The sequence below is a fragment of the Streptomyces sp. NPDC050564 genome (genome assembly GCF_044457265.1).
In the GTDB taxonomy this organism is placed as follows: Bacteria; Actinomycetota; Actinomycetes; order Streptomycetales; family Streptomycetaceae; genus Streptomyces.
On the sequence record NZ_JBITGS010000030.1, the window covers coordinates 92,576 to 118,453 of the forward strand.

A 25,878-nucleotide genomic window follows, 5' to 3' on the forward strand; every position below is an offset into this window, starting at 1 on the left:
TGCCAGGACTCCCCCGAGCGTCCGCCGAGCAGAGAGCCGAGCTCAGCGGGCCAGACGGCCCAGCAGGGACGAGGCGGACAGGATGCCGAGGCCCGCGGCCAGCACGAGAACCCCGTAGTCGAGAGCCAGATGGGCATGCGTGCCCAGCAACAGGCCGCGCAGCGCGTCCACTTGGTAGCTGAGGGGATTGATCTTGCTGATGGTCTGGAGCCAGCCGGGCATGACGGCCACGGGATACAGGGCGTTGGAGCCGAAGAACAGCGGCATGGTGATGGCCTGGCCGATGCCCATCAGCCGGTCCCGGGTCAGCACGATGCCCGCGATCGTCATCGAAAGGCAGGAGAAGAAGGCCGAGCCGAGGACGACGGCCACCGCGACACCCAGCAGCCGCAGCGGGTTCCACGTCATCGCCACCCCGAGCAGCGCGGCGATGACGACGACCACGACCGCCTGGATCAACGCCTTCACGCCGGCGGCGAAGGCCTTGCCGGTGATGAGCGCCGAGCGCGGAGTCGGTGTGACGAGGAGTTTGGTGAGGATCCCGGCGTCCCGCTCCCAGATGATCATGATGCCGTAGAAGATGGCGATGAACATGGCGGACTGGGCGATGATGCCGGGCGCCAGATAGTCGATGTAGGGGATGCCGCCGGTGGGTATCGCCTTGATCCGGGTGAAGGTCTCGCCGAAAATCAGCAGCCAGAGCGCCGGCTGGACCGCCCTGGTGTACAGCTCGGTGCGGTCGTGGCGGAGTTTTTGCAGCTCGACCGCGCACATCGCGCCGACCCGGGCGGGCAGCACCTTCCAGCCGCTGCGGGCCCGGGGCGGCACGACGAGCAGGTCGAGACCCGCGGGGTGGACGCGGTCAGCCGACACGGGTTGCGGTGCGACGCGTGTTTCGGACATCGCTGAAGTCTCCTGACTGGTCGTCGAGGCCACTGCCGGCGATGTCGCGGAAGACGTCCTCCAGCGTGGGCAGTTCACCGTTGCCGGCCCCCCCGCGCCGTTCACCGAGGCCCGTCCTCAGCTCGTCGGGGGTGCCGAGGGCGCGGACCCGGCCGCGGTGCATCAGCGCGACCCGGTCGCAGTACTGGTCGGCCTCGTCCATGTAGTGGGTGGTCACGAGCACCGTCATGCCCGTGGCGGCGCGCACGGCGTTGATGTGCTCCCACACGCTGGTCCGGGCGATCGGGTCGAGGCCGATGGTCGGCTCGTCGAGGATCAGCAGCCGGGGCGCGCTCACCAGCGCCTGGGCGAGTTCCAGGCGGCGGACCATGCCTCCGGAGTATGTCTTCGCGAGCCGGTCGGCCGCGTCGCAGAGGTCGACCGCCGCGAGCGCCTGATCGACGCGTGCCGCGCGCTCCCGGCGGGAGACGTCAAAGACACGGGCGAACAGCTCCACATTCTCCCGCCCCGTGAGCCCGGAGTCGGCGGAGAGCTGCTGCGGTACGTAGCCCAACAGGCGCCGTACGGCCATGCGTTCGCGCGTGGCGTCGTGCCCGAAGACACGGACCATGCCGGAGGGGACGGGCAGGAGCGTGGTCATGCAGCGGATCGCCGTGGTCTTGCCCGCGCCGTTGGGTCCGAGCAGTCCGAAGACCTCGCCGTCATGGACGGAGAGTTCGAGCCCGTCGACCGCGGTGGTCTCGCCGAAGGCGTAGGCGAGCCCCGCGCAGGTGACCGCGTCCGTCCCGGTACCGGCTGCCACGGCCGGTCCGTCGGCGGCGCCCTTTCGCCCGCTCGTGGGCGCGGCGCGGCCGACGGCCGCGTCCCTCCCACTGTCCGTCGACACGGCCCGAGCCTCGCCCGCGCCCGTCGCGCCGTCGTTCGCCTCGGCCCGGCTTCCGTCGTGGGCGGGGTCTGCGCCTCCGGTCGTGTTCCGTGTCATGTCTCCTCGGCCTCCTCGTGCAGGTTCGCCGCCAGCTTGCGCAGGGCCGGAAGGGCCGCCTCCAGGGCCGCACGGTCGGCCTCGTCGAGACGGGCCATCTGGCGCCGCACGAGCGCCGCGCGCCGCTGCCGCCAGTCGCGCAGCCGCGCGTCGGCTGCCGGGGTGGGCAAGAGCAGCGCGGCCCGCCGGTCGGCCGGGTCCGTCTCGCGGATCACATAGCCGTCCCGCACCAGCTGGTTCACCAGCGTCGAGACCGAATTGCCCGCCAGGTAGAGCTCCTTGGCGGCCTCCGACACACGGATACCGGGACGGGCCACGACCAGGCGCAGCAGCTCGACCTCGGCGCCGCGCAGCCGCGGAGCGGTCATGCCGCTGCGCAGCCGCCGCCGGATCAGCCGCTGCACTCCGGCCAGGGTGTCGGCCAGTTCCTCGGAAAGGCTCTCTGACTCCACACTCCGAGAATAGCTCTGCGGCAGAGGTATTTCGGAAAAGGGAGGGTCAAGAGCGCGCAAGCAGAGGGCCTGCGGGCACACCCCAGGGGCGTACCCGAGGCGGCCGTGGCGTCAGTGTTCCTTGAGTTCGTCGACGCGGACCGGTGCACCGATGGTGACCGACTGGACGGCGGCCAGGGCAATGGACAGAGCGGCGCGGGCGTCGTCACCCGTGACGGCGGGAGCGCGGCCGGTGCGGACCCGGTCGGTGAAGTCGGCGAGTTCGGCCACGTAGGCGTCGTGGAAGAGGTCCTGGTCGTAGCGGACGCACTCGGCGGTGATGCCTGCCGAGCCGTAGGAGGTCAGATGGGTGCGGCGGATGTCGCCCATGGTGAGCATGCCCGCCGAGCCGAACACCTCGCCGCGTACGTCATAACCGTACACAGCCTGGAAGTTGGCCTCGGCGGTGGCGAGCGCGCCGTTGTCGAAGCGGATCGTGACGACGGCGGTGTCGAGCAGACCGCGGTCCTTGAAGTCGGGGCGGACCAGGGCGTCGGCCATGGCGAAGACCTCGACGGGCTCGGCGCCGGGGTTCAGATAACGCAGGGTGTCGAAGTCGTGGATCAGAGTCTCCAGGAAGATCGTCCACGGCGGGATGGGCGCCGGGTCCGCGAGCTTCGGGTCACGCGTGAGGGAGCGGAGCAGTTGCGGCGTGCCCACGGCGCCGGCGACGACCTTGTCGTGCGCGGCGCGGAAGCCGGGGTCGTAACGCCGGTTGAAGCCCACCTGGAGAGCCACCCCGGCGTCTCGGGCGGCCGAGACGGCACGGTCGGCCTCGGCGAGGGTGACCGCCATGGGCTTCTCGCAGTAGACGGCCTTCCCCGCCCGCGCCGCCGCCTCGACCAGGTCGGCGTGGGTGCGGGCCGGGGTGGCGATCACCACCGCCTCGATCCGCGGGTCGGCCAGCAGATCGACGATCGCGGTGTAGGCCGTGGCACAGCCGAGCGGGGCGGCGAGGCGCTCGGCGGCGCCGGGGGCCGGGTCCGCGACGGCGGCGAGGCGGACATGGGGCAGGCGGTGGGCGAGGGTTTCGGCGTGGAAGGAGCCCATCCGTCCGGCGCCTATGAGACCGACGGCGAGCGGTTGCTGCGAGGCCATGAGTTCTCCGTGGGTGGGTGCGTGCGGGGCGGGGAGTGCGTCGTCAGAGGGTGAAGGCGGAACGGAAGCGCTCCAGGGCGAGGTCACTGTCGCCGGACGCCCAGGCCTCCATGGCGACGGTGCCGTCGTAGCCGAGGTCCACGAGGGCGCGTGCGACGGCCGGGTAGTTGATCTCGCCGGTTCCGGGCTCGCAGCGGCCGGGCACGTCGGCCACCTGGATCTCGCCGATCAGGCCCCGGCCGTGGGCGCGGCGCACCAGCTCGATCAGGTTCCCCTCGCCGATCTGTGCGTGGTAGAGGTCGAGATTCATGCGCAGTCCGGGTCGGTTCACGGCCGCCACCAGGGCGAGGGTGTCGGCGGCCGTCGCGAACGGCACTCCGGGGTGGTCGACCGCGGTGTTGAGGTTCTCCAGGGTGAAGACCACCCCGGCGCTCTCCCCCAGCTCGGCGACGCGGGTGAGTGTGCGGTGGGCGGCGATCCACATCGGACCGGCGGCCTCGCCGGCGACCGCGGTGACCGTGAGGCCCTCGGAGTCGAGGCCGGTGCCGTGCAGGTTCAGCCGGGTGCAGCCCAGCAGGTGAGCCGCCTTGACCGACTCCTCAGCGGTACGCAGCAGCTCGGCCGCCCCGTCCTCGTCGGTCAGGCTGCCGCGCAGGTAACCGGTCATCGAGGAGAAGACCGCCCCGCTCCGCGCCAGTGCGCTCAGGTCGTGCCGGCTCCAGTCCCAGATCTCGACCTGGAAGCCGGCGTCGTGGATCCGCCGCGCCCGCTCCTGGACCGGCAGATCCAGGTGGACCATCTCGGCGCAGACCGCCAACGTGTGCATCGTTCGTCGCCCCCTTTCCGGTTCTCGGGCTTCTAGAACGTTCTAGTCCCGGAGCAGCAGTACGCCAGCCGCCGAGCGTCTTTGTCAAGGTTCCGCGAAGGCGCGGAACTAGAACGTTGCAGTAAGGTGGACCAGCGTGTTCGCGTCTGGTCTACGATCCTCGACGGGAAGCACGCTTCGACACTTCGACACTTCGACCAGGGAGCAGCTGTGTCACCGACCCCTGCGGTCCCGGGAGGCAAGCGGCCGACCCTCGCCGATGTCGCGGCGCGAGCCGATGTGTCCGTCGCCCTGGTCTCCGTCGTAATGCGCGGGGCCAAGGGCGCGGGAGCCGCCACCCGGGAGCGGGTGCTGCAGGCCGCGAAGGAGATCGGCTACCGGCCCGACACTCGGGCGCGCCTGCTGCGCAGCAGCCGCTCACGTCTGCTCGGGGTGCAGTTCGGGCTCCAACAGCCGTTCCACACCGACCTGGTGGAGGGCTTGTACGCCGCGGCCGAGCCCCTCGGCTACCAGATCGCCCTCGGCGCCGTCGCCCCGAGTCGCAGCGAGCGGCAGGCCGTGGAGGCGCTGCTCGCCGACCGATGCGAGGCGCTGATCCTGCTCGGTCCGCAGGCCCCCGCCGCACGGCTGGCGGAGCTCGCCGCACAACTGCCGGTCGTTTCCGTGGCTCGGCGGCTGCGGCCGACCCCGGTCGGGGTGGATGTCGTCCGGACGGCCGACGACGAGGGCGCCCGCCAGGCCGTCGATCATCTCGTGTCCCTCGGTCACCGGGACATCGCCCATATCGACGGCGGCCGGGCGCCGGGCGCGGCAGACCGGCGCCGCGGCTACCGTACGGCCATGAACCGCCACGGTCTCGGCGAGCACGCCCAGGTCCAGCCGGGCGGACTCACCGAGGAGGACGGCGCCGCCGCGGCCCGCGCCCTCCTCGACGCCGACCGACGGCCCACCGCCGTCCTCGCCTTCAACGACCGCTGTGCCACCGGCGTCCTCGACACGCTTCTGCGCGCCCGCGTACCCGTCCCCGGTGAGATCTCCGTCGTCGGCTTCGACGACAGCCGTCTGGCCCGGCTCGCCCATATCGACCTCACGACCGTCGGTCAGGACATCGCGCGCCTCGCACAGTTGACGGTCGGCCGGGCCGTGGCACGCCTGGAGGGCGAAGCGCCACGCGAGGGCGAGGGACAGGAGGTCGTCATCGAGCCGCACCTCGTCACGCGCGGTACTACCGCGGCTCCCCCCGCCACCTGAGTCCTCGGCGTGTCCAGGCCCAAGTGGCGATGAACGGGCGCACCTCGCCCCACCGCGACTTACCGTCCAGTAATATCGCGCGACAGGCCCCCCAGAGGAGGAACCGTGCCCCGGTCGGAACGTTCGCCCTTGTTGCTCGCCGGCCTGTTGGCCGCCGCGGGCGTCACCCACTTCGTCGCCCCACGGCAGTACGACGCGACCATTCCGCGCGCTCTGCCGGGCACCCCGCGGACCTGGACCTACGCCAGCGGTGCCGCCGAACTCGCGCTGGCGGCAGGGCTGGCGCTGCCCCGTACACGGCGCATCGCAGGGCTGGCCGGCGCCGCCTTCTTCGTCGGCGTTTTCCCCGCCAACGTCCAGATGGCGGTGGACTGGCGCCATCGTCCGGCCCCTCTCAAGGCGGCGGCCCTCGCGCGGCTGCCGCTGCAGGTGCCACTCGTCCTGTGGGCGCGCGGTGTCGCCCGGGGTGCGGAGGCCCGGTCATGACGTCTCGGATGAACGTGGGCGACACGGTCGAGGACTTCACGCTGCCGGACGAGACCGGGGCGAGCCGGAGCCTGTCCGAACTGCTTGGCGACGGGCCGGTGGTGCTGTTCTTCTATCCCGCCGCCCTCACCGCCGGCTGCACCGCCGAGGCCTGCCACTTCCGCGACCTGGCCGCCGAGTTCGCCGCCGCGGGTGCGCGGCCGGTGGGGATCAGCGGTGACACGGTCGACCGGCAGCAGGAGTTCGCCGGGCGCCACACGCTCGGATTCCCGCTCCTGTCGGACACCGAAGGGACCGTCCGTGAACGGTTCGGGGTGAAGCGCGGCTTCTCCATGGCCCCGACCAAGCGGGTCACCTTCGTCATCGCACAGGACCGCACGGTCCTGGAGGTGGTCCGCAGCGAACTGCGGATGAGCGCGCACGCCGACCGCGCCCTGGCCGCGCTGCGCGACCATCGGAGCTGACGCACGCACGACACGGCCACGTGCCCACGTGAACGGGGCCCGCCCCTTCGCGGATGGTGGGCGGGTCCCGTTCACTGCGCTTCATTTTCGACACCTCGCACGGGCTCCGGCAGGGAGTGCGACCAGGCATGTCCGCGACACGGGGCACACCCCGTGTGTCCGCCGCGTCTCCCGTGCGCCCGGCCCGCGAGGCGCCCTGTCGTGAGCCGGACCGAGCGGTCATGCTGGTCCCCGACGAGCCGACAGCGCGATCGACGGAGCCCAGATGACAGACCAGGTCACCCGACTCGAAGTGAAGCCGGTCGCCGGCCATATCGGAGCCGAGATCACGGGAGTGGACCTGGCCGGGGAGTTGGCGGACGAGGTCGTCGACCGGATCCGGGCGGCGGTGCTGCGCTGGAAGGTGGTGTTCTTCCGGGCCCAGCGACTGGATCACCCCTCGCATGTCGCGTTCGCTCGGCGGTTCGGCGAGCCGATCCGTCTGAGGTCACGCGGCAGCGCGTCGCCGCGGGACTTCCCCGAGGTCGAGACGACAGCCGATCGGCTGGAACTCGGCGGCCGATACGGCATGGACCACGACGAGTGGCTGCGACGGCGCCGCCATTCGCTGCTGCGGGGGTGGCACTGCGACCACGGCGCCCGCGTGGATCCGCCGGCCGCGACCATCCTGCGCGCCGAGACGGTGCCGCCGTACGGTGGTGACACGACCTGGTCCAACCTGGCCGTCGCCTACGCGGGCCTTTCGGAGCCCGTACGGCACTTCGTGGACGGTCTGCGTGCGGAGCACCGACTCGGGGTCGGGTACCAGGCACGGCCCGGCGACGACGCGTATGTGCGCCATCTGCTGGACCATCAGATCGCCTCCGACCACCCGCTGGTACGGGTGCACCCGGAGACGGGCGAGCGAGTGCTCTTCGTCAACGGCTACTACATCGAGCAGATCCTCGGGGTGTCCCGCGCGGAGAGCCGGGCGCTGCTGGAGATGCTGCTGGAGCAGGCGACCCGGCCCGAGTACACGGTCCGGTTCCGGTGGGAGCCGGGCAGTGTGGCCTTCTGGGACAACCGGGCCACCATCCATCTGGCGCCCAGTGACACGGCCCATGTCGATCACTCCCGGGTCATGCACCGCGTGATGCTCGCGGGCGATGTCCCGGAGGGGGTCGACGGCAAGCCGTCGGCAGCGGTCGTGGGCAGCGAGCCACAGCGCTGGTGAGCCACGGCCGACAGGCGTGCGGCAGGTCGTCAGGACAGGGCGTCGTCAGAAGATGCCCTGTCCCGGGACCAGGATTCCGTTCGGGTCGTAGGTGTGTCTGGCGGTGGCGAGTTGGCGCCAGGCGGAGCCGAAGTGGTCACGCCAGTCCGACGGGCCGAAGGGGACCGAGCCGACCGGGTAGTGGGTGCCGCCGGCCGCGTGAACGGTGTCGTAGGCGGCGCGGTTGGCGGCGAGCAGCCGGTCGATGGTCGCGGTGTCGTCGGGCGGGGTCGTGCGCAGAACCGCCAGAAGGTACGGCACGGGGTCGTCGGGGGTGCGCAGCAGCGGCGCGTGCAGCCGCTCGCGCAGCAGGGGGTACAGAAGGACGACGCCCGGGCCGAGGTCGGCCGAGGTGAGGTCGTCGAGGAGCGATCCGGCGAGAGCGGCGGCCTCGCGGCCGGGCAGCAGCAGATTGAGCCAGGGGTGGGCGTAGGCCCAAAGACCCGCTTCCTTCAGGGCGGCGACGCCGGGGGCGAGCCGGTCGAGGAAGTCGTAGTACGCGAGGTCGGACGTCTGCACACCGGACGGGTCGTGGCGCAGCCCCCGCAGCAGTGCGCTGTCGTCGGGGGCGGGACCGACGGGAGGGCCGTAGGCGACGGCTTCGAGGAGGTAGCCGCGGAAGGATCCGGCGCTGTCAGGGGTGACCTGGCCCTCGACATAGGCGAAACGGCCCTCCCGCACCAGCAGCCGCTGGTCGTCGAGAAACGTCCGCAGGTCGTCGTACGGGAGGAGGTAGTGGCGCACGGTCTCGGGCGCGGGAACCAGACGCAGGGTGGCGCCGACGACGACCGCGCACTGGCCGAGTCCGGCGAGCACGACGCGGAAGAGGTCACGATGGCGCGTCGGGGAGCAGCGGACGAACTCTCCGGCGCCGGTGACCACTTGCAGTTCCGTGACGTTGTCGACCTGGGCGCCGTGCCGGTGGGTCTGGCCGCCGAGCCCGCCGACCGACAGGGTGCCGCCGACGGAGAGTTCGAGATAGTCGGTGAAGGTGGGCGGTGTCAGTCCGTGGGCCAGGGTGGCCTTGGCCACGTCGCTCCACTTGGCGCCGGCCCCGACCGTGACCGTCGAACTCCGTGGTCCGACCGCACCGATGGCCGCAAGCGGTGTCGTCTCGATGACCAGGCCGCCGTCGACCTGTGCCTGGCCTTGCGTGGCGTGGCCCTGACCACGGGGGGCGGCCTGCAATCCGTGCGCGTTGCAGAAACGGATCATCGCGACGACGTCCCTGACGGAACCGGGTCGCAGGACCGCGGCCGGACGCCGGTGGACGATGTGTCCGAAGTCGTCGGCGGCGGCGGTGAGTGATGCCTCGTCGGTGTGCAGGGTCCCGTCGAGCGGGGGGAGGCCGGTCAGCGGCCGGTCGGACGCGGTGACCGCCCAGCTGCGGGTGAAGGGGTCGAACCCGATCACCGCAGCGCCGACGGCCGCGAGGCCGTGCAGTGCGGTACGTCGCGAGGGAGTCCGGGGCATGCGCTCCTCCTGGGGCAGGCGGGATGCAGCGATCAACTCCGGCCGAGTCTAAGGTGATTGGGACGTGAGACGAGCGCGGACCACCGTGGATTCCCACCAACGGCCCTGTTTCCCCGGGGCCGCATGAGGTGGGACGAGTGCGGCCGCCGTCCGGGCGAGGACGGCGGCCGACTTCATGCGGACGCGGCACGGCTCACACCCCGGCAGCGGCGCCGCTCACGCGTCGATACGGCACGACTCACGCGCCCGAGCCGCACGGCACACACGCCGGCACGGCACCACACACGCGTCGAGGGCGGCGCCGAACCCGGCGCCGCCGCTCAAGTCGCCCAGCGCTCGCGCCCCGTAGAGCCATGAAGCGCGGCACATGGTGTTGTGGAGCGTGCCCGTGGCCGCAGAGCGCCGCCCCTGAACGTGCACAACGCGTCGGGGGCGGCCGCCATCGCGCGGCTCATGTCGTCGAGGACGGGCCCTCCGCCGGCTTGTCCTCGTCGGTGTTCTTCTCCGGCGTACGCAGGTACCCCTGAAGTTCGAGCAGACCCTCCGCCTTCTCGGAGCGGCCTTCGGAGTTCTGGCCGTTCAGGTTCTGCCGGACCGAGTCCAGGATCGTCAGACCCTGGGCGACCAGGCCGGCCGCTATCTCGCCGAGACCGTCGGCGCCGTTGAGAACATTGACGTTCGCTCCGGCGAGACCGCCCGCCGCTTCCTTCACGATCAACGGGAGCTGGTCGATCAGCATGCGGTCGAGGGCGACACGGTCGTGCGAGGCCGCGGCCTCGGCCTGGATCTTCATCCGTTCCGCCTCGGCGATGGCGAGCACCTTGATCCGCTCGGCCTCCGCCTCGGCGGGCTTCACGATCTCGCCCACCAGCTGCTGCTGGCGCAACTGGGCTGCCTTCTGGGCGAGTTCGGTCTGGGCGGCGAGCACCTCCTGCTGGGCGTGGGCCTGCGCCAAGGGCCCGGCCTGGGCGGCCTGCGCCTGGGCGCGGTCCACCTCGGCCGAGTACTCCGCCTTCACGACCGCGGTCTGCCTGGCGTACTCGGCCTGGTTGCGCGCGGCCACCTGTTCCGCCTCGACCGAGGCCTGGGTGGCCTGGGCCTGCGCGATCTGGGCCTGCCGCTGGATGGCCGCCTTGTGCGGTGCGGACATGGCCTCGATGTAACCGACGTCGCCGTCGTCTATCGACTGGATCTGCAGCGAGTCCACGATCAGGCCGATCTTCGCCATCTCGACCTTCGAGGTGTCCAGGACCTCCGCGGCGAGCTTCTGCCGCTCGGTGACGATCTCCTCGACGGTCATCGAACCGATGATGGCGCGCAGATGGCCGGCGAAGATCCGGCCGGTCAGCACCGACATCTGGTCTTGGTCGGAAAGGAAGCGCTGACCGGCGTTGATGATGCTCTCGTGGTCATTGCCGACCTTGAACGCGATCACGGCGCGGACGTGCAGCGCGATGCCCTGCCTGGTCACACAGGTCTCGGTGACCTCGGCCTCGCACATCGACAGCGTGAGGAACCGGGTCTTGCGGAAGACGGGGAGCACGAACTTGCCGTGCCCCGTGACCACTCGGAACGGCGCGCCCCCCAATCCCCGCCTGCCTCCCGAGATCAGCATTGCCTCGTCGGGGGCGGGAACGCGGTAACCGAACATCCTGCTACTCCTTAACCGGCGTCGGCGGCATCCCCGCCCAACGCGTCCAACGGATCGGCCCACTCGATGACGTCGACCTCGCGACATCCACGTGATTCGATCACAAGCACAGTCGCCCCTGTCGGCAGGGGCTCCTGCGACCAGGCAAGGAACGTCTCGGATCCACCTCTGACCCGCACGAGGATCTCGCCGGGACCGACAGCTCCGCGCGTGCCGACGAGCAGTTCCCCCGTGCAGCCGATCACGGCATCGTCCTGCACCACTGTCAGCCGCCCCCAATCGCTCTTGTTCTCCTTCCGACCTTAGACCCCACTCGCGTCGGGCGCCTATGCTCCTGTCGCTCCCCGTGTTCTGCCGGGGGCGCGCACGCTCAGCTCCTGGTGAACCGGTAGGTCTTGCTGTCGGTCAGGACGCAGAAGCCCGGCGACACGACGATCACGCGCAGCGTGCCGGTACGCCGGTCGTAGTCGATGCCCTCCGCCTCGAAGGTGCCCGAGCAGGAGCTGCGCAGCGGGAGCTGGCGGAGCGCCGTGACATGGCCGGAGACGTCCGCCGAGCCGGGCTCGCCGCTCAGGTCGACCTGCAGCAGCGGCTTGGTGATGCCGAACAGCGTGCCCGCCGGATCGTCGGACGAGCACAGCAGTTGCGTCGCGGTGACGAAGTCGCAGCCCTGTATGTCGCGGACCGCGTGATCCAGGTTGATCGTGGACGCCTGCGGCAGGTTCGCCGAGGGGGACGTACTCGGGTTCACGCCCGGGGTCGGGAACACCAGCAGCCGGCTCATCGTGCCGTACTCGCCGGACACCATCCACGTACCGCTCGGGGCGATGGCGACGAACGAGTTGTTCAGCGCTTCTCCCGCGCTCAGCGCGTGGACGTACTCCGACCAGCCGCCGCCCGGCGCCTGTACCCGGAACATCTTCGAACTGCCGGAGTCGCTCTGGTACGGCTCGATGTAGTAGCCGTTGTAGGAGGCGTCCGGGTCGCCGACGTGGTTCCAGCCGCGGCTGGACACGCCGGCGGGGATCGTGCCGATGCCGGTGTAGCGGTTGGCGCTTGCGGCTGGGACCTCGACCGAGGTCAGGCCCTGGCTCTCGGTCAGCGGATCGGCACGGTCCGAACCCACCTCGCTCCAGGTGTCGGCGGCCGCGGCGGGCGCGGTGGTGCCGACGGACAGGACGGCCGCCGTGGCGAGTGTGACGAGACCGGCCAGGACGCTGTGACAACGTTGCCGTGCGGGCATGCGCATGAGGTCGACTCCTCAGTGGGGGGTGTGTTCGGCGCACAGTCTGGCCCGAGTTGATGGTCATGTACAGACCAATGAATGGACGTCAGTCGTCGGCTCACCGTCCAGGAAGCGACTCAACGGCCCGGAGGCAAGGCCCGTCCAGCAGGCGACACCTCACCGCTCCGGATGGGACGCCCCGTCCAGGAGCCGAGACCTCACCGACCCCGAAGGGGACGCACTGTCCAGGAGGCGACGACTGACCGTCCACGAGACACGTCACCGCCGAGGACGTGACAAGGACGGCCCCTGCACCGGTGTCGCCGCCTGTTCCGGTGTCGCCGCCCCGAGTTCCATACGCGGACGCGCCGCGGCCCCGAGCGCGACGCCACCGTTGCCGAGCCGGGCCCGTACGACCCGGATCGGCTGCCCGCTGACGGGCGGCTCGGCGGCGAGCGTCGCCAGGATCGGCGGTTCGAGGAGATCCCACGCCCCGCTGACACCGCCACCGATCACGAAGGTCGCGAGGTCCACCAGGCCTGCCGTGATCAGGAGGGCGCGGGCGATCCCCGCGCCCGCCGCCTCGTACACGGCGATCGCGTCGGGATCCCCCGCGACCGCCGCCGCGGCGACTTCCCGCGCGGTGAGTTTTCGCCCCGTCCGCTCGCCGTAGCGCGCGGCGATGGAGCGCCCGGAGGCGAGTGTCTCCAGATGGCCCCGGCCGCCACAGGTGCAGGGGAGTTCGCCGAAACCCGGGATGTGCCCTATCTCGCCCGCTGCCCCGTGCGGGCCGTCGACCAGCGTGCCGTTCATCCACAGCGCGCCGCCGACTCCGGTGCCGAGTGTCATCCCGAGTACGTGCGGTTCTCCCGCGACGGCGCCCTTGGACACCTCGCCGCGGAGGAAGGCGTTGACGTCGTTGTCGAGGAAGGCCGGTACACCGAGCGCCTTCTCGATCGTCGCCGTGACCGGGAATCCGGCCCAGTCGGTGAAGGAGTCGCTCGCCACGAGGATGCGCCCCGTACGGGTGTCCACCACGCCCGCCGCGCCGACTCCGACGCCGAGCAGGCGCGAGGGCACGCGATCCTGGAGCAGCATCAGCGCGTCGAGCGCGGCGCGCATCATCGCCTGCCCGCCGCGGACGGCCGGCGTGGGCACCTCGACGCTGTCGACCGCGGTGAGGTCGGCCGTGCAGAGTACGACCTGCGTGGTCGTGCCGCCGATGTCGACACCGGCGTACACCTCGGGCCCGGGGCGGTGTGTGCGGGATGCGGTCACGCCTTGACCTCCGTGGCGGCCCGGCGTTCGTCGCGGCGACGGCGTTGCACAACCGGGTCCGGTACGGGCACGGCGGCGATGAGCCGCCGCGTGTAGTCGGTGCGCGGGCGCAGGAGCGTGGTCGCTGTGCTGCCCTCCTCTTCGACGTGCCCGGCACGCAGGACGACGACGTGCTGGGCGAATTGCTGTACGACGGCCAGGTCGTGGGAGACGAACAGGCAGGCGAAGCCGAGTTCGCCCTGGAGTTCACCGATCACCTCCAGCACCGACTGCTGCACACTGACGTCGAGTGCGCTCGTCGGCTCGTCGGCGACCAGCAGCCGCGGCCGCAGGACCAGCGCGCGGGCGAGGCTCACCCGCTGACGCTGCCCCCCGGACAGTTCACGTGGCCCCCGGTGCGCCAAGTCCCGTGGCAGACGCACGAGTTCGAGTACGTCCGCGACCCGGGCCCGGCGCTCGGCCGACGACATGCCCGCGCGGTGCACGCGCAACGGTTCGGCGACGCACTCCCCCACACTCATCCGGGCGTCGAGCGAGGCCACCGGATCCTGCAGGACCACGCCGACGCCGGACAGCAGGGCGCGACGCGTTCGGCCCCTGGCTCTGCCGAGGTCGGCCCCGAAGAGCGAGACCGAGCCCGCGGACGGGGGTACCAGGCCGAGCGCGACCCGGGCCGCGGTCGACTTGCCGGAGCCGGACTCACCGACGAGGCCGACGGTCTCGCCGGGACGGACCGTGAGCGAGACACCGTCGAGTGCCCGTACCGCCCGGCGGCCGCGGCCGAACCGCACCGACACCTCTCGGAGATCGACCACCGGGTCCTCCACGGGCCGGTGGCGGGCGCCACTTGCCGGCTCGGCGAGGGACAGTCTCGGCACCGCCCCCAACAACCGCTTGGTGTAGTCGGCCGTCGGCCGCAGCAGCACCTCCTCCACCGGGCCCGTCTCCACGACCTCCCCCTGGAGCATCACGGCGACGCGGTCCGCGAAGTCAGCGACGACGCCCATGTTGTGCGTGACCAGCAGCACCCCTGTGCCGGAGTCGGCGGCGAGCCCCCGCAGCAGGTCCAGGATCTCGGCCTGCACCGTCACATCGAGCGCGGTGGTCGGTTCGTCCGCGATGAGCAGGCTCGGCGCGTTCGCGATCGCCATGGCGATGACCACGCGCTGCCGCTGCCCGCCGGAGAGTTGGAAGGGAAACGCCAAGGCCCGCTTCTCCGGCTCGGGGATGCCGACACGGCGCAGCAGCTCGACCGCTTCTCTAGCGGCGTCCTTGACCGGGACGGGCCGATGATTGCGTATGACCTCGGCTATCTGCGCTCCGATCCGGGTGAGCGGGTCGAGCGCGGTCGCGGGTTCCTGGAACACCATCGACGCGGTACGCCCGCGAAGGCCCGCCAGGTCTGCTTCGGCCGCGCCGATGACGTCGGTCCCGCCGACGCGGACGCGGCCCGTGGCGCGGGCGCTGCCCGGCAGCAGCCCCATCGCGGCGAGCGCGACCGTCGACTTCCCCGAGCCCGACTCGCCGACCAGGGCGAGCGTTTCACCGGGTCGCACGCGCAGGGACACGTCACGGACGGCGGGCACGTCACCCGTCTCCGTCGAGAACGTCACGCCCAGGTTCTCGATCTCCAGGATGCTCATCCCCGCCCCCTCACGTCGAACGCGTCCCGCAGCCCGTCCCCGATCGCGTTGAACGCGCACACGACGAGGATGATGGCGAGGCCCGGCGGAACGATCAGCCACCAGCGCCCGGAGTAGGCGGCGGTGAGCCCGGCCGACAGCATGCCGCCCCAGTCGGTGGACGGCGGTTGCACGCCGAGGCCGAGATAGGACACGTACGCGACGAGCAGGATCGCGTCGGCGACCTGGAAGGTCGCGGCGACCACGATGGTCGACACCGAATTCGGCAGGATGTGCCGGGCGATCGCCCGCCCGTGCGTACCGCCGATGGCGCGGAGGGTCAGCACGTAGTCGCGGTTCTTGAGGGTGAGGGTCTCCGCCCGGACGAGCCGCGACGGCACCAGCCACGACACCAGACCGAGGATGACGATGAGTCCGGCGGTGTCCGGGGTGGTGATGGCGGAGACCACGAGCAGGATGAAGAGCGCCGGGATCGCGATCCCGGCGTCGACGACGCGCATCATGACCGCGTCGATCCAGCCGCCCGCATAGCCGGCGACCGCTCCCCAGAGCGTGCCGATGACGGTGGCGAGGATGCCGGCCGCGAGGCCCACGAGGAGCGACACCTGGCCGCCGTACATGAGCCGTCCGAGCTCGTCGTGTCCGACGGCGTCGGTGCCCAGCAGGTGCGCGCCGCCGGGGGCGAGGTTCACCTGCGTGAGGTTCGTGTGGGTCTGGTCGGTCGAGTACACCAATGGGCCCAGGAAGGAGAAGAGCACGAACAGGACGACGACCACGAGCCCGGCGACTGCGAGTCTGTTCCGCGCGAACCGGCGCACGGAGAGCCGGTACCCGGCGGCCGCCTCCACTGGTGGTGTGACCGGCAATACGGCACTCATGCGCGCTCCGCCTTCACTCGGGGATCGATGATCCGCTGGACGACGTCGGCGAGCAGCGTGCCAATGACGGTCGCGACGGAGATGACGAGGACGCAGCCGAGCAGCACCGGATAGTCGGAGGACTGCGCGGCGCTCCAGAACAGCAGCCCCATTCCTGGGTAGTTGAAGAGCTGTTCGACCACGAGCGCTCCGCCGAAGAGCACCGGCACGTAGTAGCCGAGCATCGCGACGACGGGGGTCAGCGAGTTGCGGAAGACGTGCCGCCACAGGATCGCGCGCGGCCCGGAGCCGCCGGCGCGGGCGGTCCGTACGTAGTCCTCGGAGAGGTTCTCCAGCGTCGCGGCGCGCATGTACCGGCTGAACACGGCGACCATGGACGCGGCCCCCGCGACGACCGGCAGGACGAGCGCGTTCGGCTGCGCGAGCACCTGCCCGAGCGTGTCGCCCTGGGGCGCCTGCGACGGGAACCAGGGCAGGAGCTGGGTGAACACGAGGACCAGTACGAGTCCGAGGAAGTACACCGGTGTCGAGTACGCGACGAAGCCGAGCGTCGTGATGACGTAGTCGACGGGCTTGTTGCGCCGGACCGCCTGCCACATGCCCAGCGGCACCGCGAGCGCGAGCCCGACGAGTGCGGACAGCACGGTGAGGACGAGCGTCTTCGGCAGACGCTGCTCGATGAGCCGGGAGACCGCCTCGTTCAGGGTGTACGAGGTGCCGAGGTCGCCGTGCAGAAGGGTGCGCAGGTAGTAGACGTACTGCACGGGGAGCGAGCGGTCGAGGCCCTGCTCGTGGTTGAACTGCGCGATCTGCTGGGCGGTCGCCTGTGGGCCGAGGATTCCGCGCGCGGGACCTCCGGGCAGCGCGTGCAGCAGGCAGAAGACCACCACGGTCACGATGAGGATCACCACGAGCGACTGGAGGACGCGCCGGGTCAGGTAGAGGAAGGTGTCCATGCGGCGTCAGCTGGTCCACTTCCACTGCGCGGGGTGGAAGTTGGCGAGTGAGTCCTGCGCGAAGCCGCCGATACCGTTCTTGACGACGGAGATCTGGTAGTCGGGCTCGGGCAGCCAGATCACCGGCAGGTCCTTGGCGACAGCGGCGCTGTAGTCCCGTACGGCCTGCGGCGAGTTGGAGGTCGTCGATGCGGTGAGGAGCTGGTCGACCTCCGGGTTGGAGTAACTGCCGAAGTTCGAGCCGCCTTTGCTCTGGAAGAGGGAGTCACCGGTCGGGAAGGCGCTGAAGTACCAACTACCGGCGGTGCCGAAGAAGGACAGCTGCCACTTGCAGATCGACTGGCTCGCGGTGCAGGGCGGGGTCTGGGACAGTACCGAGTTGACGGGCGCGGTCTTGATCGAGAACTTGATGCCGGTCTTCTCCAGCGAGGACTGGATGGCGCTCATCATGTTGTCCGTGACGCTCGAACCGGACTGCGACAGCACCTGCATCTGGAACTTGGTGCCCTTGGCGACGCCCGCCCCGCACCGGTCGGAGCCGGTGCCGGGGTCGGTGCACAGCATCACGCCGCCCTTCTCCGTCCAACCGTGGCTGGTCAGCAGCTCCTTCGCCGCTGAGGTCGAGAACGGGTACGGGTTGTCCTTCTGCGTCGGCGAAAGGAAGTCCGACGACTGGGCCTGGGGAATCGGGCCGTAGCCGGGGACCGCGGTGCCATTGAAGATGACCTTCGCCAGAGCGGCCTGGTCGATCGACTTCTGGACCGCCTGGCGGGCGTACAGCTGCTTGAACACGGCGCCCATGGACGGGTTGTTGAAGTTGTAGGGCATGTAGGTGATCGCCCAGCCGGACCACGGCTTCACCGTGTATCCCTGTGCGGTGAACCGGTCCTTCTGGTCGAGGTCGGTGGCCTCGATGTAGCCGTAGTCGACGCCGCCGGAGCGCAGGGCGTTCTTCTCGGCGTCGGCCGTGGTGAACGGGAGCAGGTTCACCGTCGCGATGTTCGCCTTCTCACCGCCGTCGTACTTCTTGTTGGCCGCGAGGACGACCTTGCCGGACGTCGAGAACGACTTGACCGTGTACGGGCCGCTGATGGTCTTCCACAGCGCGTCCTTCTCATAGCCGGAGATGTTTTTCGCGGCCGTGTTCAGGTACGTCCAGACTTTCTTCGCACCCGCGGCCGTCCGGTCGGCGTCCGACACCGTGGCCGACGCGCTCGTTCTGTCCCAGGCGTGCTGCGGCAGCGGGGTGATCTCGCTCAGTTCGTTGGCCAGCATCCACTGGGCGTTGTAGGCCTTGTCGAAGGTGATCGTGAAGTGACGGTCGTCGATGGTCTTGAACGAGGTCCAGTTGTCCGGGGACTTGCCGGGGGTGTAGCCCGCCCACTGTGCCTTGTCGGCCTTGATGAGGTTGAACCAGAACTCGACGTCGCGCGAGGTGATCGGCTTGCCGTCGCTCCAGCTCCGGTCGCCCAGGGTGATGTTGACGCTCTTGCCGTCGGAGGCGAAGTCGGCCGCGGTGGCGATGGACGCCTTCTTGTTCCAGGCAACCTCGCCGGTGGAACCGTCGTACGCGACGAGCCGCTCCCACAGACTCGCGGCGATGGAGATGTTGTTGGTGTTCAGGTGCGCCGCGGTACCGATCGGCAGGATCCAGTTCGGCGTGAAGTTCGCGGGCAGCGCGTAGTTGATGGAGTCGCGTGAAGCGGACGACGTACCGCTCGTGCCGGAGCAGCCCGCGAGCAGCAGGGTGCCCGCCGAGACGACGGCACCGGCGACGAGTGTCGGGCGAGCAGGGGACATGGCTCTCCTCGGGGTGAGCGATGGCGTGTGGCGGAGCCAGTCAACGACCCGGCTGCTCGAAGAAACAGACGGCTTCCTGTAAAAAGCCTGTTTCTGCTGTTCTGCAAAAAGTCGGGAGGCGGCTCTTTGGACGTACGCTCCCCTTCTCGGACCCCACGTCGGAAGTTACTTCGTCCATGTCTGAAAAAAGTGTGTCGTACCGCAGGGGCGTCACGGGCGTCTCCTCACTGGCCGAGCGCGTCCTCGAGCTCCTCGCCTCCGGACAGGCGACCACCCGCACCGAACTGGCCGATCTGCTCGGTGCAGCGCCGTCGACGATCTCGCTCACCGTCGGCCAGTTGGTGACCCACGGGCTGGTCGCGGAGCAGGGCACGCGCTCCTCCACCGGCGGGCGTCCGCGCAAGGTGTTGCGGCTCGGTGGCAGCGAGGGGTTCGCCGTCGCGGCCGAACTCGGCGGCCGGCACGCGCACGTGGGCGTGGTGCTGCCCGGCGGCGGGCTCACCGATGTCTCGACCGTCCCGTTCACGACGGCTGAGGGACCCGAGGTGGCGCTGCCCGGACTCGCCGAGACCCTGCAAGGCCTCGCCGAGCAGCACGGCAGGGAACTGCTGAAGGGTGTCGGCCTCTCCCTCCCGGGTCCGGTGGACGTCGCCGCCGGCGTGGTGACGCTGCCGTCGCGGATGCCGGGCTGGAACAGATTTCCCGTTCAGGCCTGGCTGGAGGACCGGTTCGGCGTTCCGGCGGCGATCGAGAACGACGCCAACTGCATGGCCGTCGGCGAGCACAGCGTCCGGCCCGCCGAGCGACGCCAGTCGATCATGGTGAAGATGGGGTCGGCCATCGGCGCGGGCGTCATCGCGGACGGACGGCTGTACCGGGGCGGGACCGGCGCGGCGGGCGAGATCACCCACGTACGTGTCGAAGCCGGCCACGACATTCCCTGCTCCTGCGGCAACACAGGATGCCTGGAGACCGTCGCCTCGGGTGCCGCGCTGGTGCGCATCCTGCGCGCCCGGGGCCTGGACGTCGCCACGATCGAGGAGGTCGTGCGCCTGGCGCACGACGCCGACCCGGAGGCGACACACGCCGTGCGCCAGGCCGGCCGGTACCTCGGCATGGTGCTGGCCGCGAACGTCAACTTCTTCAACCCCGATGCCGTGTACCTCGGCGGCATCCTTTCCACGCTCGAACCGTTCGTGGCCGCCGTGCGCAGTCAGCTGTACGAAGGCTGCCATCCGCTGGTGACCCAGCATCTGGTGATCGAGCGCGCGAGCCTCGGCGCGGACGCGGGGCTCGTCGGCGCGGGCCAGTTCGCCCTCCAACGCGCGCTGGCCCACGCGCTCCAGGCCGTCACCGGAACCGGTATCGCCGCCCCGCACCCCGAAGCGCGGCACGGCGCCGCGCGCACGGGTTTCTGACCCCGAGCACCCATCGAGGAGCCGCGCCACCACGAGGAGAACGCGCAGTCATGCCGCACGGAGCACGGGCAGCCGTGTGGCGAGCAAGGCGAGCAGCCGTGCCGCAAAGAAGACGAGCAGTCAGCCGCAAGGAGGACGAGCAGCCGTGTCGCCAGGAGGAGCCGTGCCGCAACCCCGCACCCCCGTCGCCCACCCCGTCATCGCCATCGCCGGACTTGGCATCGAGTCGTCGACGTTCTCGCCGGCCCGGACCGAGGCCCCTGCCTTCCATCCGCTGCGCGGCGCTGACGTCCTGACGCGCTATCCCTTCCTCGCGCCCGGGACGCCGCTGCTCGCCGCCGCCGAGTGGCGCGGCGCCCTCGTCGGCAAGGCGTTGCCCGGCGGCACGGTGACCGCCGCCGCGTTCGCCGAGCTCTGCGACGAACTCATCGCGCGGCTCGCCGCGATACCACGTCTCGACGGCCTCTGGTACGACATCCACGGCGCCATGACGGTGGAAGGAATCGACGACGCCGAGGCCGTCCTGCTCGCCCGGATCCGCGAGACCGTCGGTCCGGACGTGATCGTGTCCACCTCCATGGACCTGCACGGCAACGTGTCACGCGAGCTCGCCCATATGAGTGACCTGATCACCTGCTACCGGATGGCCCCGCACGAGGATCACCTGGAGACCAAGGAGCGGGCCGCCCGCCATCTCGTGGACCTGCTCACCACCGGCGCTCCCCGGCCGCTCAAGGCCTGGATCCCGGTACCCGTGCTGCTGGCGGGCGAGCAGACCTCGACGCGTATCGAACCGGCCAGGAGTGTCTACGCGGCGGTCGGCGACGTGGAGGCGATGGACGGCGTCACCGACGCCGCGATCTGGGTCGGGTACGCCTGGGCGGACGAGCCGCGCAACCGTGCCGCCGTCGTCGTCACCGGACCGTCCGAGGCCGCCGTCACCGCGGGCGCCGAACGGCTGGCCCGCGGCTTCTGGGAGGCACGGCACGCGTTCGCCTTCGTGGCGCCGACCGGCTCACTGGACGAGTGTCTCGAGGAGGCGCTGGCCTCTCCCTCCGACGCGCGGCCGTTCTTCATCAGCGACACCGGTGACAATCCGACCGCGGGCGGCGCCGGCGATGTCACCTGGGGGCTCGAACAGGTCCTTGCCCGGCCGGAGTTCAAGGACGCGTCCGGCCCGACGGTGATCTACGCCTCGGTGCCCGGCCCGGCGGCCGTCGAGACGGCGGAGAAGGCGGGTGTCGGCGCGACCGTCACGGTCACGGCCGGTGCCGAGGTGGACGACCGACATGCGGGGCCGCTCACCATGACGGGGGTCGTGCACGCGATCCGGCACGGCGACCGGGACGCGGGGACGGAGGTGGTGCTGCGGGCGGGCAGCGTGTACGTGATCATCACCAGGCTCCGCAAGCCGTACCACCACGAGCACGACTTCACCGACCTGGCGCTTCACCCGCGCGGCGCGGACATCGTCCTCGTCAAGATCGGCTATCTGGAACCGGAACTGTTCGACATGTCGGCGGGCTGGAAGCTGGCGCTCACTCCGGGCGGTGTCGACCAGGACCTCGTCCGGCTGGGCCACCGCCGCATTCGCCGCCCGATGTTCCCGTTCGACCCGGAGATGGCCGAACCGGACCTCGCGGCCCGGATCATTCCGCCTTCGGATGCGCAGCTCACCGGGGAGGACGAGTGAGCCGCCGGGTCGTCCCCGAGACCACCTGATCACCGAAATCTCCTCGATTCCGTTGATTCCGCAGATTCCGTTGCTCCCGGCCGTCCGCCGGGCAGGGAAGAGCCCTGCCCGGCGTCACGCGGCGGTCAGTCGTTCACGCAGCTGTTGCCGAACGCCGGGTTCAGCAGGCTCAGCACGTCGATGGAGTTGCCACAGAGGTTGAGGCCGAGGTCAACGGGGACCTGGATGACGTTGCCGGACAGGACTCCGGGACTGCCCACGGCGGCACCGACCGGGTCGGGGTCGGCGGCGGCGGCCCCGGCGGCGGCCAGAAGGGCCACACTCGCCAGCCCGGCGGCAGCCATCAGACGAATACGCATTACAAGCTCCGTTCAGTCGCAGGGGTGCGATTCCCTCCACCATCACCTCCAGGAGCGGCGGCCGACATCGCTGTACGCCCGAACGGGGCCCCTCCCGCCCAGGGGCGCCCCTGACCTGCGCCTGCGCGGGACGCGTCGCGCGGGGTGCGCGGAATGCCCGTAGCGTGAGAACAGGTCAGGTGGAAGAGGGAGAAATCATGACAACCAGCCAACCCGATTCGCCCGCGCCGTCCGACGACAAGGCGACCCCCGACGCATTGCTGCACACCGGCTCCAGCGGCGACGTGACCGCCGAGGACCTGGTGCTCGCCGCGGGCCGCGACATCAACCCGAAGAACCTCGCATGGGCCGAGCGAAAGCTGCAGGAGGAAGGGCGGGCGGCCATGGACAAGCTGCTCCCGTAGCTTGCCCGCAACCTTGACCGGCTCCGGTGCGGCGGAGCCGGTCAAGGACCCACGTGTCGGAAACAGGGGGTCAGGTGCGACGGGTCAGGAGGCGGGGCACTCCTTCCAGGCCAGGTGGTAGATGGTGCTGATGTCACCGTCGGTCGAGTCCATGGTCATGAAGCTGGTGCTGCCGGGTGCGGAGGTGCCCGCGTTGACGCGCAGCTCCGTGTTGATGTTGAAGTTGCGCTGAACACCGCAGGGCGCCCACACCAGTTGCGCCCAGTCGGTGGTGTCCGTGGACTGCCAGTTGTCGTTGTACGGACCCCTGAAGGGGTGGGTGATGGCGGCCGTGTTCGGGGAGCCCTGGAAGTAGTACGAGGCCTTCTCGGTGCTGCTCGCGCCCTGCTGGAGTGCGGCGAAGCCGCGGTAGTCCGCGCTGGCGATGGCGTACGTGAAGCCCTGCGGAACGTGGACGATCAGGTTGAGCTGGCAGTTCTTGCGGAACGCGGTGGGGTCGGAATTGCCCCCGACCTGGGCGAGGTAGTCGCTGTAGGTCACTGTGAAGGCCGTGTTGTCCGGGGAGACCGCGACGGCGGCGGTCCCCTGGGGACATCCGGAGCCGTTCACCGTGGCGACCTTGATGACGATCTTGTCCGGGGGCGGGTCGACGATCCCGGAGGACGGGTTCTGTGTCGGGAGCGCTGAGGCGAACAGGGCGGCGATCGCGCCGCCCAGAATCAGCCCACCAGCCATGGTGCTCCAATCCGTTGCGTTGGTGTTCCGGCGGCAGCACGGGATGTGTGCCGTCGTGGAATGGGGGGTGCGGTTCCCCGCATGCGCGGGGAACCGTCGCAGACCAGTGCGTTGGATCAAGCGTGACTCGTTGAATCATGCACATGACAAACGCGCATGCGCACTTCACCCCCGGTTGTGAAGGAGCCGTGAAGAGCCGGGAGTGACGGCATCGTATGTACGCGCGCTCGGGGCGGCCAGGGTCATCTCCGGCCATTCGACAGCGGTCGTTCGACGCTGCCGGCTGCGGGCGCGCAAGCCGGTCACCGACCGTATCGGCCGACCAGCATGCCGTATGCGGCGGTCTGTCCGGTGAGCGCGCGCTTGACGTCGTCGGCCGAGGCGTCCTCGGGCAGGGTCGGTTTCGCGTCGGCGGCGAACACCGAGAAGACGTAGCGATGGGACTCGCCCTTGGGTGGGCAGGGCCCGCCGTAGCCGCGTTTCCCGAAGCTGTTGCGGCCCTGCTCGGCTCCGTTCGGCAGCTCACCCGTGCCGAGAGCCGTCTCGTGGGGATCGATGCCCCACACTACCCAGTGCACGAAGGTGCCGTGCGGGGCGTCCGGGTCCTCGACCAGGACCACCAGCTCGGCGGCGTCGCCCGGCACACCGTCGAAGACCAGCGGCGGCGAGACGTTCTCGCCGTCGCAGGTGTAACGGCGCGGGATGGTCGCACCCTCCGCGAAGGCCGTGCTGGACACCGTGATCGTCTTCGACGCGTGGGGTGTCGGTGCGGCGGATGCGGCAGCGGCGCCTCCGCCGCCCCCGCAGCCGGCGGTGAGCCCGAGCACGGCTGCCGCCACGATGGTTCCGGCCTTCCGGCGGCTCGTACGGCGCATGTACGCCACGTTAGCGCCGGGGCGCCCAAGGGGCAGCGCGACGGCGGACGCGAGCGTCCCGGCGCGTGCTGCACACCGTGCACGACCCGACGTGTGGCCCGTGGCGGGCGTGGCCAAAAGTCGTACGTCGACGCCGAGTTGAGGTGGCGGAGCCGGGCGGGTGCCGCGCCGGTTCGTCTAGGTTGATGTTCGACCGTCGAACATCGCTGCGCAGGAGGCGCTCCCTTGTCAGACCCTGATCCTCAGCTCGTCGCCGCCGCCGGTATACGCGCCCGGATCGATACGAGCAAGCCCCACTCCGCGCGCTTTTGGAACTACTTCGTCGGCGGCAAGGACCACTACGAGGTCGACCGTGAGATCGGCGACCGCATCAAGGAGATCTTCCCCGGCCTGGTGGACGTGGCGCGCACCAGCCGTCATTTCCTGGGCCGTACGGTCCGGTACCTGGTGGTGGACCAGGGCATCCGGCAGTTCCTGGACATCGGTACCGGTCTGCCGACCGCCGACAACACCCACGAGGTGGCGCAGCGACTGGCACCGGACGCGCGGATCGTGTACGTGGACAACGACCCCATGGTGCTCGCGCACGCCCGTGCCCTGCTGACCAGCACGCCCGAGGGCGGGACCGCGTATCTCGACGCCGACCTGTACGACACCGACGCCATCCTCAAGGCCGCCGCAGGCACGCTGGACTTCTCCCGACCGGTCGCCCTGATGATCCTCAACACGCTCGGCCATGTCGCCGACCACGACCGGGCGCGCGCGCTGGTCTCCCGGCTCATGGACGGCCTTCCGCCGGGCAGTCACCTCGTCATCTGTGACGGCACCTCCACCAGCGAGGGCATGATCGCGGCGTCCGAGGCCTACAACTCCAGTGGCGCGGTGCCGTACTACGTGCGCAGCGTCGAGGAGATCGGCGGCTTCTTCGACGGACTCGAACTGGCCGAGCCGGGCATCGTCCAGGTCACGCAGTGGCGTCCGGAACCCGATGGTGCGTCGAGCGGCGTCGCCGTCGACGCCTACGGCGGGGTGGGACGCAAGCCGTAGTGATCCGGCCAACGGTGGCGGGGCGAGAGGCACGGTGACCGCGGGAATCGCCCGCCGCCTCATCGCGCCCCGCGCGCCCCTGCGACACTGAGCCGCATGGACCCTCGACACCTGAGACTCGGTCGCCGTCGCCTGTGGCTGGGCAGCGCAGCCTGCTTCCTGGTGCTCGGGCCGGTCGGGTGGGTCCTGGGTGGCTGGATTCCGGTCGTGCTGCTGTCCGTTGTCCTCGTCGCGGCCACGTCGGTCGCGCACTGGAGGGCCCCTTCGTGGCTCGGGCCCGCCATCGCGAAGGGGCAGCAGGAGAGCCGCCGGGACGTGGCCACCTTCTGCGTGGTCATCGCCGTCAGCGGGTATGCCCAGCCCCTCACGCTGCAGTCCGGTACCCCACGGGACCTGGCGGCCCTGCGCCTGGAGGCGTACCGGGCCGCGGCCGACGACGATCTGTCCGAGAAGCTCCGCCATTTGGCAGCCGACGCGCTGGCCGCCGCCGACCACGCGTACGACGAAGACACGCCGGCGGGCTGGCGAGCGGCCCGGGCGAGCGCGGAGCGACTGGCGCACGCCGCGCAGGAGGGCAATGCGTACGTGCGCCAGCTCCTCATCCAGTGGGTGGAGCAGAACCCCGCCGGGGAGCGTTAGGGCCTGTCCTTCGGATCACGCCGGTCTCGACCCACGACGCGTCACAAGCTC

Annotated in this window: 26 protein-coding genes; 9 read left to right on the forward strand and 17 right to left on the reverse strand. The window is 70.5% G+C overall.

All coding sequences use genetic code 11. From position 1 onward, the window contains the following. Window positions 1-42 precede the first annotated feature (42 nt). From ACIBK0_RS37360 to ACIBK0_RS37380, 5 genes are all read right to left on the reverse strand, one after another. The gene (locus ACIBK0_RS37360; protein WP_399089881.1) at window positions 43-903 is read right to left on the reverse strand and encodes an ABC transporter permease; all 861 of its coding nucleotides are present in this window, start codon (window positions 901-903) and stop codon (window positions 43-45) included. Further along, window positions 863-1,885, reverse strand: coding sequence for an ATP-binding cassette domain-containing protein (locus ACIBK0_RS37365; protein WP_399089884.1), 1,023 nt, complete (start codon window positions 1,883-1,885; stop codon window positions 863-865). The genes ACIBK0_RS37360 and ACIBK0_RS37365 overlap by 41 nt, the downstream gene beginning before the upstream one ends. Further along, the gene (locus ACIBK0_RS37370; RefSeq protein WP_399089887.1) at window positions 1,882-2,337 is read right to left on the reverse strand and encodes a MarR family winged helix-turn-helix transcriptional regulator; all 456 of its coding nucleotides are present in this window, start codon (window positions 2,335-2,337) and stop codon (window positions 1,882-1,884) included. Before ACIBK0_RS37370 ends, ACIBK0_RS37365 begins: the two co-directional genes overlap by 4 nt. A 111-nt stretch (window positions 2,338-2,448) precedes the next feature. Beyond that, window positions 2,449-3,474: a Gfo/Idh/MocA family oxidoreductase gene (locus tag ACIBK0_RS37375; RefSeq protein WP_399089890.1), complete on the reverse strand. Its 1,026-nt coding sequence runs from the start codon at window positions 3,472-3,474 to the stop codon at window positions 2,449-2,451. 43 nt (window positions 3,475-3,517) lie between these two features. Further along, entirely contained in the window at window positions 3,518-4,300 is a 783-nt protein-coding gene (locus tag ACIBK0_RS37380) for a TIM barrel protein (RefSeq protein WP_399089893.1), read from the reverse strand. 210 nt (window positions 4,301-4,510) lie between these two features. Between ACIBK0_RS37380 and ACIBK0_RS37385 the strand changes: the two genes are divergently transcribed. The 4 genes from ACIBK0_RS37385 to ACIBK0_RS37400 all read left to right on the forward strand — a co-directional run bounded on the left by ACIBK0_RS37385 (window position 4,511) and on the right by ACIBK0_RS37400 (window position 7,714). Next, a complete protein-coding gene (locus tag ACIBK0_RS37385) occupies window positions 4,511-5,551 on the forward strand; it encodes a LacI family DNA-binding transcriptional regulator (RefSeq protein ID WP_399089896.1) in 1,041 nt (346 codons plus the stop codon). A gap of 105 nt (window positions 5,552-5,656) precedes the next feature. Continuing rightward, the gene (locus ACIBK0_RS37390; protein WP_399089899.1) at window positions 5,657-6,037 is read left to right on the forward strand and encodes a DoxX family protein; all 381 of its coding nucleotides are present in this window, start codon (window positions 5,657-5,659) and stop codon (window positions 6,035-6,037) included. After that, on the forward strand, window positions 6,034-6,501 hold the full coding sequence (locus tag ACIBK0_RS37395) for a peroxiredoxin (RefSeq protein WP_399089902.1): 468 nt from the start codon (window positions 6,034-6,036) through the stop codon (window positions 6,499-6,501). Before ACIBK0_RS37390 ends, ACIBK0_RS37395 begins: the two co-directional genes overlap by 4 nt. A gap of 265 nt (window positions 6,502-6,766) precedes the next feature. Further along, window positions 6,767-7,714, forward strand: a complete 948-nt coding sequence (locus ACIBK0_RS37400) for a TauD/TfdA dioxygenase family protein (RefSeq protein WP_399089905.1) — start codon at window positions 6,767-6,769, stop codon at window positions 7,712-7,714. A 45-nt stretch (window positions 7,715-7,759) separates the two neighbouring features. On the opposite strand, the gene ACIBK0_RS37405 is transcribed toward ACIBK0_RS37400, so the two are convergent. The 9 genes from ACIBK0_RS37405 to ACIBK0_RS37445 form a co-directional block, all read right to left on the reverse strand. After that, window positions 7,760-9,226 carry an FAD-binding protein gene (locus ACIBK0_RS37405; protein WP_399089908.1) on the reverse strand — a complete coding sequence of 489 codons (1,467 nt, stop codon included), beginning with the start codon at window positions 9,224-9,226 and terminating at the stop codon, window positions 7,760-7,762. A gap of 451 nt (window positions 9,227-9,677) precedes the next feature. Then, on the reverse strand, window positions 9,678-10,877 hold the full coding sequence (locus tag ACIBK0_RS37410) for an SPFH domain-containing protein (RefSeq protein ID WP_399089911.1): 1,200 nt from the start codon (window positions 10,875-10,877) through the stop codon (window positions 9,678-9,680). Window positions 10,878-10,888: 11 nt separating this feature from the next. Continuing rightward, window positions 10,889-11,140, reverse strand: coding sequence for a hypothetical protein (locus tag ACIBK0_RS37415; protein WP_399089914.1), 252 nt, complete (start codon window positions 11,138-11,140; stop codon window positions 10,889-10,891). Window positions 11,141-11,247: 107 nt separating this feature from the next. Continuing rightward, window positions 11,248-12,126 (reverse strand): hypothetical protein, encoded by an 879-nt coding sequence (locus ACIBK0_RS37420; RefSeq protein ID WP_399089917.1) that lies wholly within the window; start codon window positions 12,124-12,126, stop codon window positions 11,248-11,250. 255 nt (window positions 12,127-12,381) lie between these two features. Continuing rightward, complete coding sequence (locus ACIBK0_RS37425; protein WP_399089920.1) at window positions 12,382-13,380, reverse strand: ROK family protein; 999 nt, start codon at window positions 13,378-13,380, stop codon at window positions 12,382-12,384. Next, the gene (nikE, locus tag ACIBK0_RS37430; protein WP_399089923.1) at window positions 13,377-15,023 is read right to left on the reverse strand and encodes a nickel ABC transporter ATP-binding protein NikE; all 1,647 of its coding nucleotides are present in this window, start codon (window positions 15,021-15,023) and stop codon (window positions 13,377-13,379) included. The genes ACIBK0_RS37425 and nikE overlap by 4 nt, the downstream gene beginning before the upstream one ends. Continuing rightward, window positions 15,020-15,901 carry an ABC transporter permease gene (locus ACIBK0_RS37435; protein WP_399089926.1) on the reverse strand — a complete coding sequence of 294 codons (882 nt, stop codon included), beginning with the start codon at window positions 15,899-15,901 and terminating at the stop codon, window positions 15,020-15,022. The genes nikE and ACIBK0_RS37435 overlap by 4 nt, the downstream gene beginning before the upstream one ends. Next, window positions 15,898-16,857 carry an ABC transporter permease gene (locus ACIBK0_RS37440; protein WP_399089929.1) on the reverse strand — a complete coding sequence of 320 codons (960 nt, stop codon included), beginning with the start codon at window positions 16,855-16,857 and terminating at the stop codon, window positions 15,898-15,900. The genes ACIBK0_RS37435 and ACIBK0_RS37440 overlap by 4 nt, the downstream gene beginning before the upstream one ends. A gap of 6 nt (window positions 16,858-16,863) precedes the next feature. Next, window positions 16,864-18,657, reverse strand: a complete 1,794-nt coding sequence (locus tag ACIBK0_RS37445) for a peptide ABC transporter substrate-binding protein (protein WP_399089932.1) — start codon at window positions 18,655-18,657, stop codon at window positions 16,864-16,866. A gap of 176 nt (window positions 18,658-18,833) precedes the next feature. Here ACIBK0_RS37445 and ACIBK0_RS37450 point away from each other — a divergent pair, with 176 nt between their 5' ends. Then, complete coding sequence (locus tag ACIBK0_RS37450; RefSeq protein ID WP_399089935.1) at window positions 18,834-20,075, forward strand: ROK family protein; 1,242 nt, start codon at window positions 18,834-18,836, stop codon at window positions 20,073-20,075. 163 nt (window positions 20,076-20,238) lie between these two features. Beyond that, window positions 20,239-21,768, forward strand: coding sequence for a M81 family metallopeptidase (locus ACIBK0_RS37455; RefSeq protein ID WP_399089938.1), 1,530 nt, complete (start codon window positions 20,239-20,241; stop codon window positions 21,766-21,768). A gap of 125 nt (window positions 21,769-21,893) precedes the next feature. On the opposite strand, the gene ACIBK0_RS37460 is transcribed toward ACIBK0_RS37455, so the two are convergent. Next, entirely contained in the window at window positions 21,894-22,127 is a 234-nt protein-coding gene (locus tag ACIBK0_RS37460) for a chaplin (protein ID WP_399089941.1), read from the reverse strand. A gap of 197 nt (window positions 22,128-22,324) precedes the next feature. Here ACIBK0_RS37460 and ACIBK0_RS37465 point away from each other — a divergent pair, with 197 nt between their 5' ends. After that, window positions 22,325-22,531, forward strand: a complete 207-nt coding sequence (locus tag ACIBK0_RS37465) for a hypothetical protein (protein ID WP_399089944.1) — start codon at window positions 22,325-22,327, stop codon at window positions 22,529-22,531. A gap of 84 nt (window positions 22,532-22,615) precedes the next feature. Here the strand turns inward: ACIBK0_RS37465 and ACIBK0_RS37470 are convergent, their stop codons facing one another. Next, window positions 22,616-23,266, reverse strand: a complete 651-nt coding sequence (locus ACIBK0_RS37470; protein ID WP_399089947.1) for a DUF4360 domain-containing protein — start codon at window positions 23,264-23,266, stop codon at window positions 22,616-22,618. A 302-nt stretch (window positions 23,267-23,568) separates the two neighbouring features. Continuing rightward, window positions 23,569-24,141, reverse strand: coding sequence for a YbhB/YbcL family Raf kinase inhibitor-like protein (locus ACIBK0_RS37475; RefSeq protein ID WP_399089950.1), 573 nt, complete (start codon window positions 24,139-24,141; stop codon window positions 23,569-23,571). A 225-nt stretch (window positions 24,142-24,366) separates the two neighbouring features. On the opposite strand from ACIBK0_RS37475, the gene ACIBK0_RS37480 reads away from it, so the two are divergent. Together ACIBK0_RS37480 and ACIBK0_RS37485 are read left to right on the forward strand one after the other, a co-directional pair. Then, window positions 24,367-25,188, forward strand: a complete 822-nt coding sequence (locus tag ACIBK0_RS37480) for an SAM-dependent methyltransferase (RefSeq protein ID WP_399089953.1) — start codon at window positions 24,367-24,369, stop codon at window positions 25,186-25,188. A 96-nt stretch (window positions 25,189-25,284) separates the two neighbouring features. Then, complete coding sequence (locus ACIBK0_RS37485; RefSeq protein ID WP_399089956.1) at window positions 25,285-25,827, forward strand: hypothetical protein; 543 nt, start codon at window positions 25,285-25,287, stop codon at window positions 25,825-25,827. Window positions 25,828-25,878 lie beyond the last annotated feature (51 nt).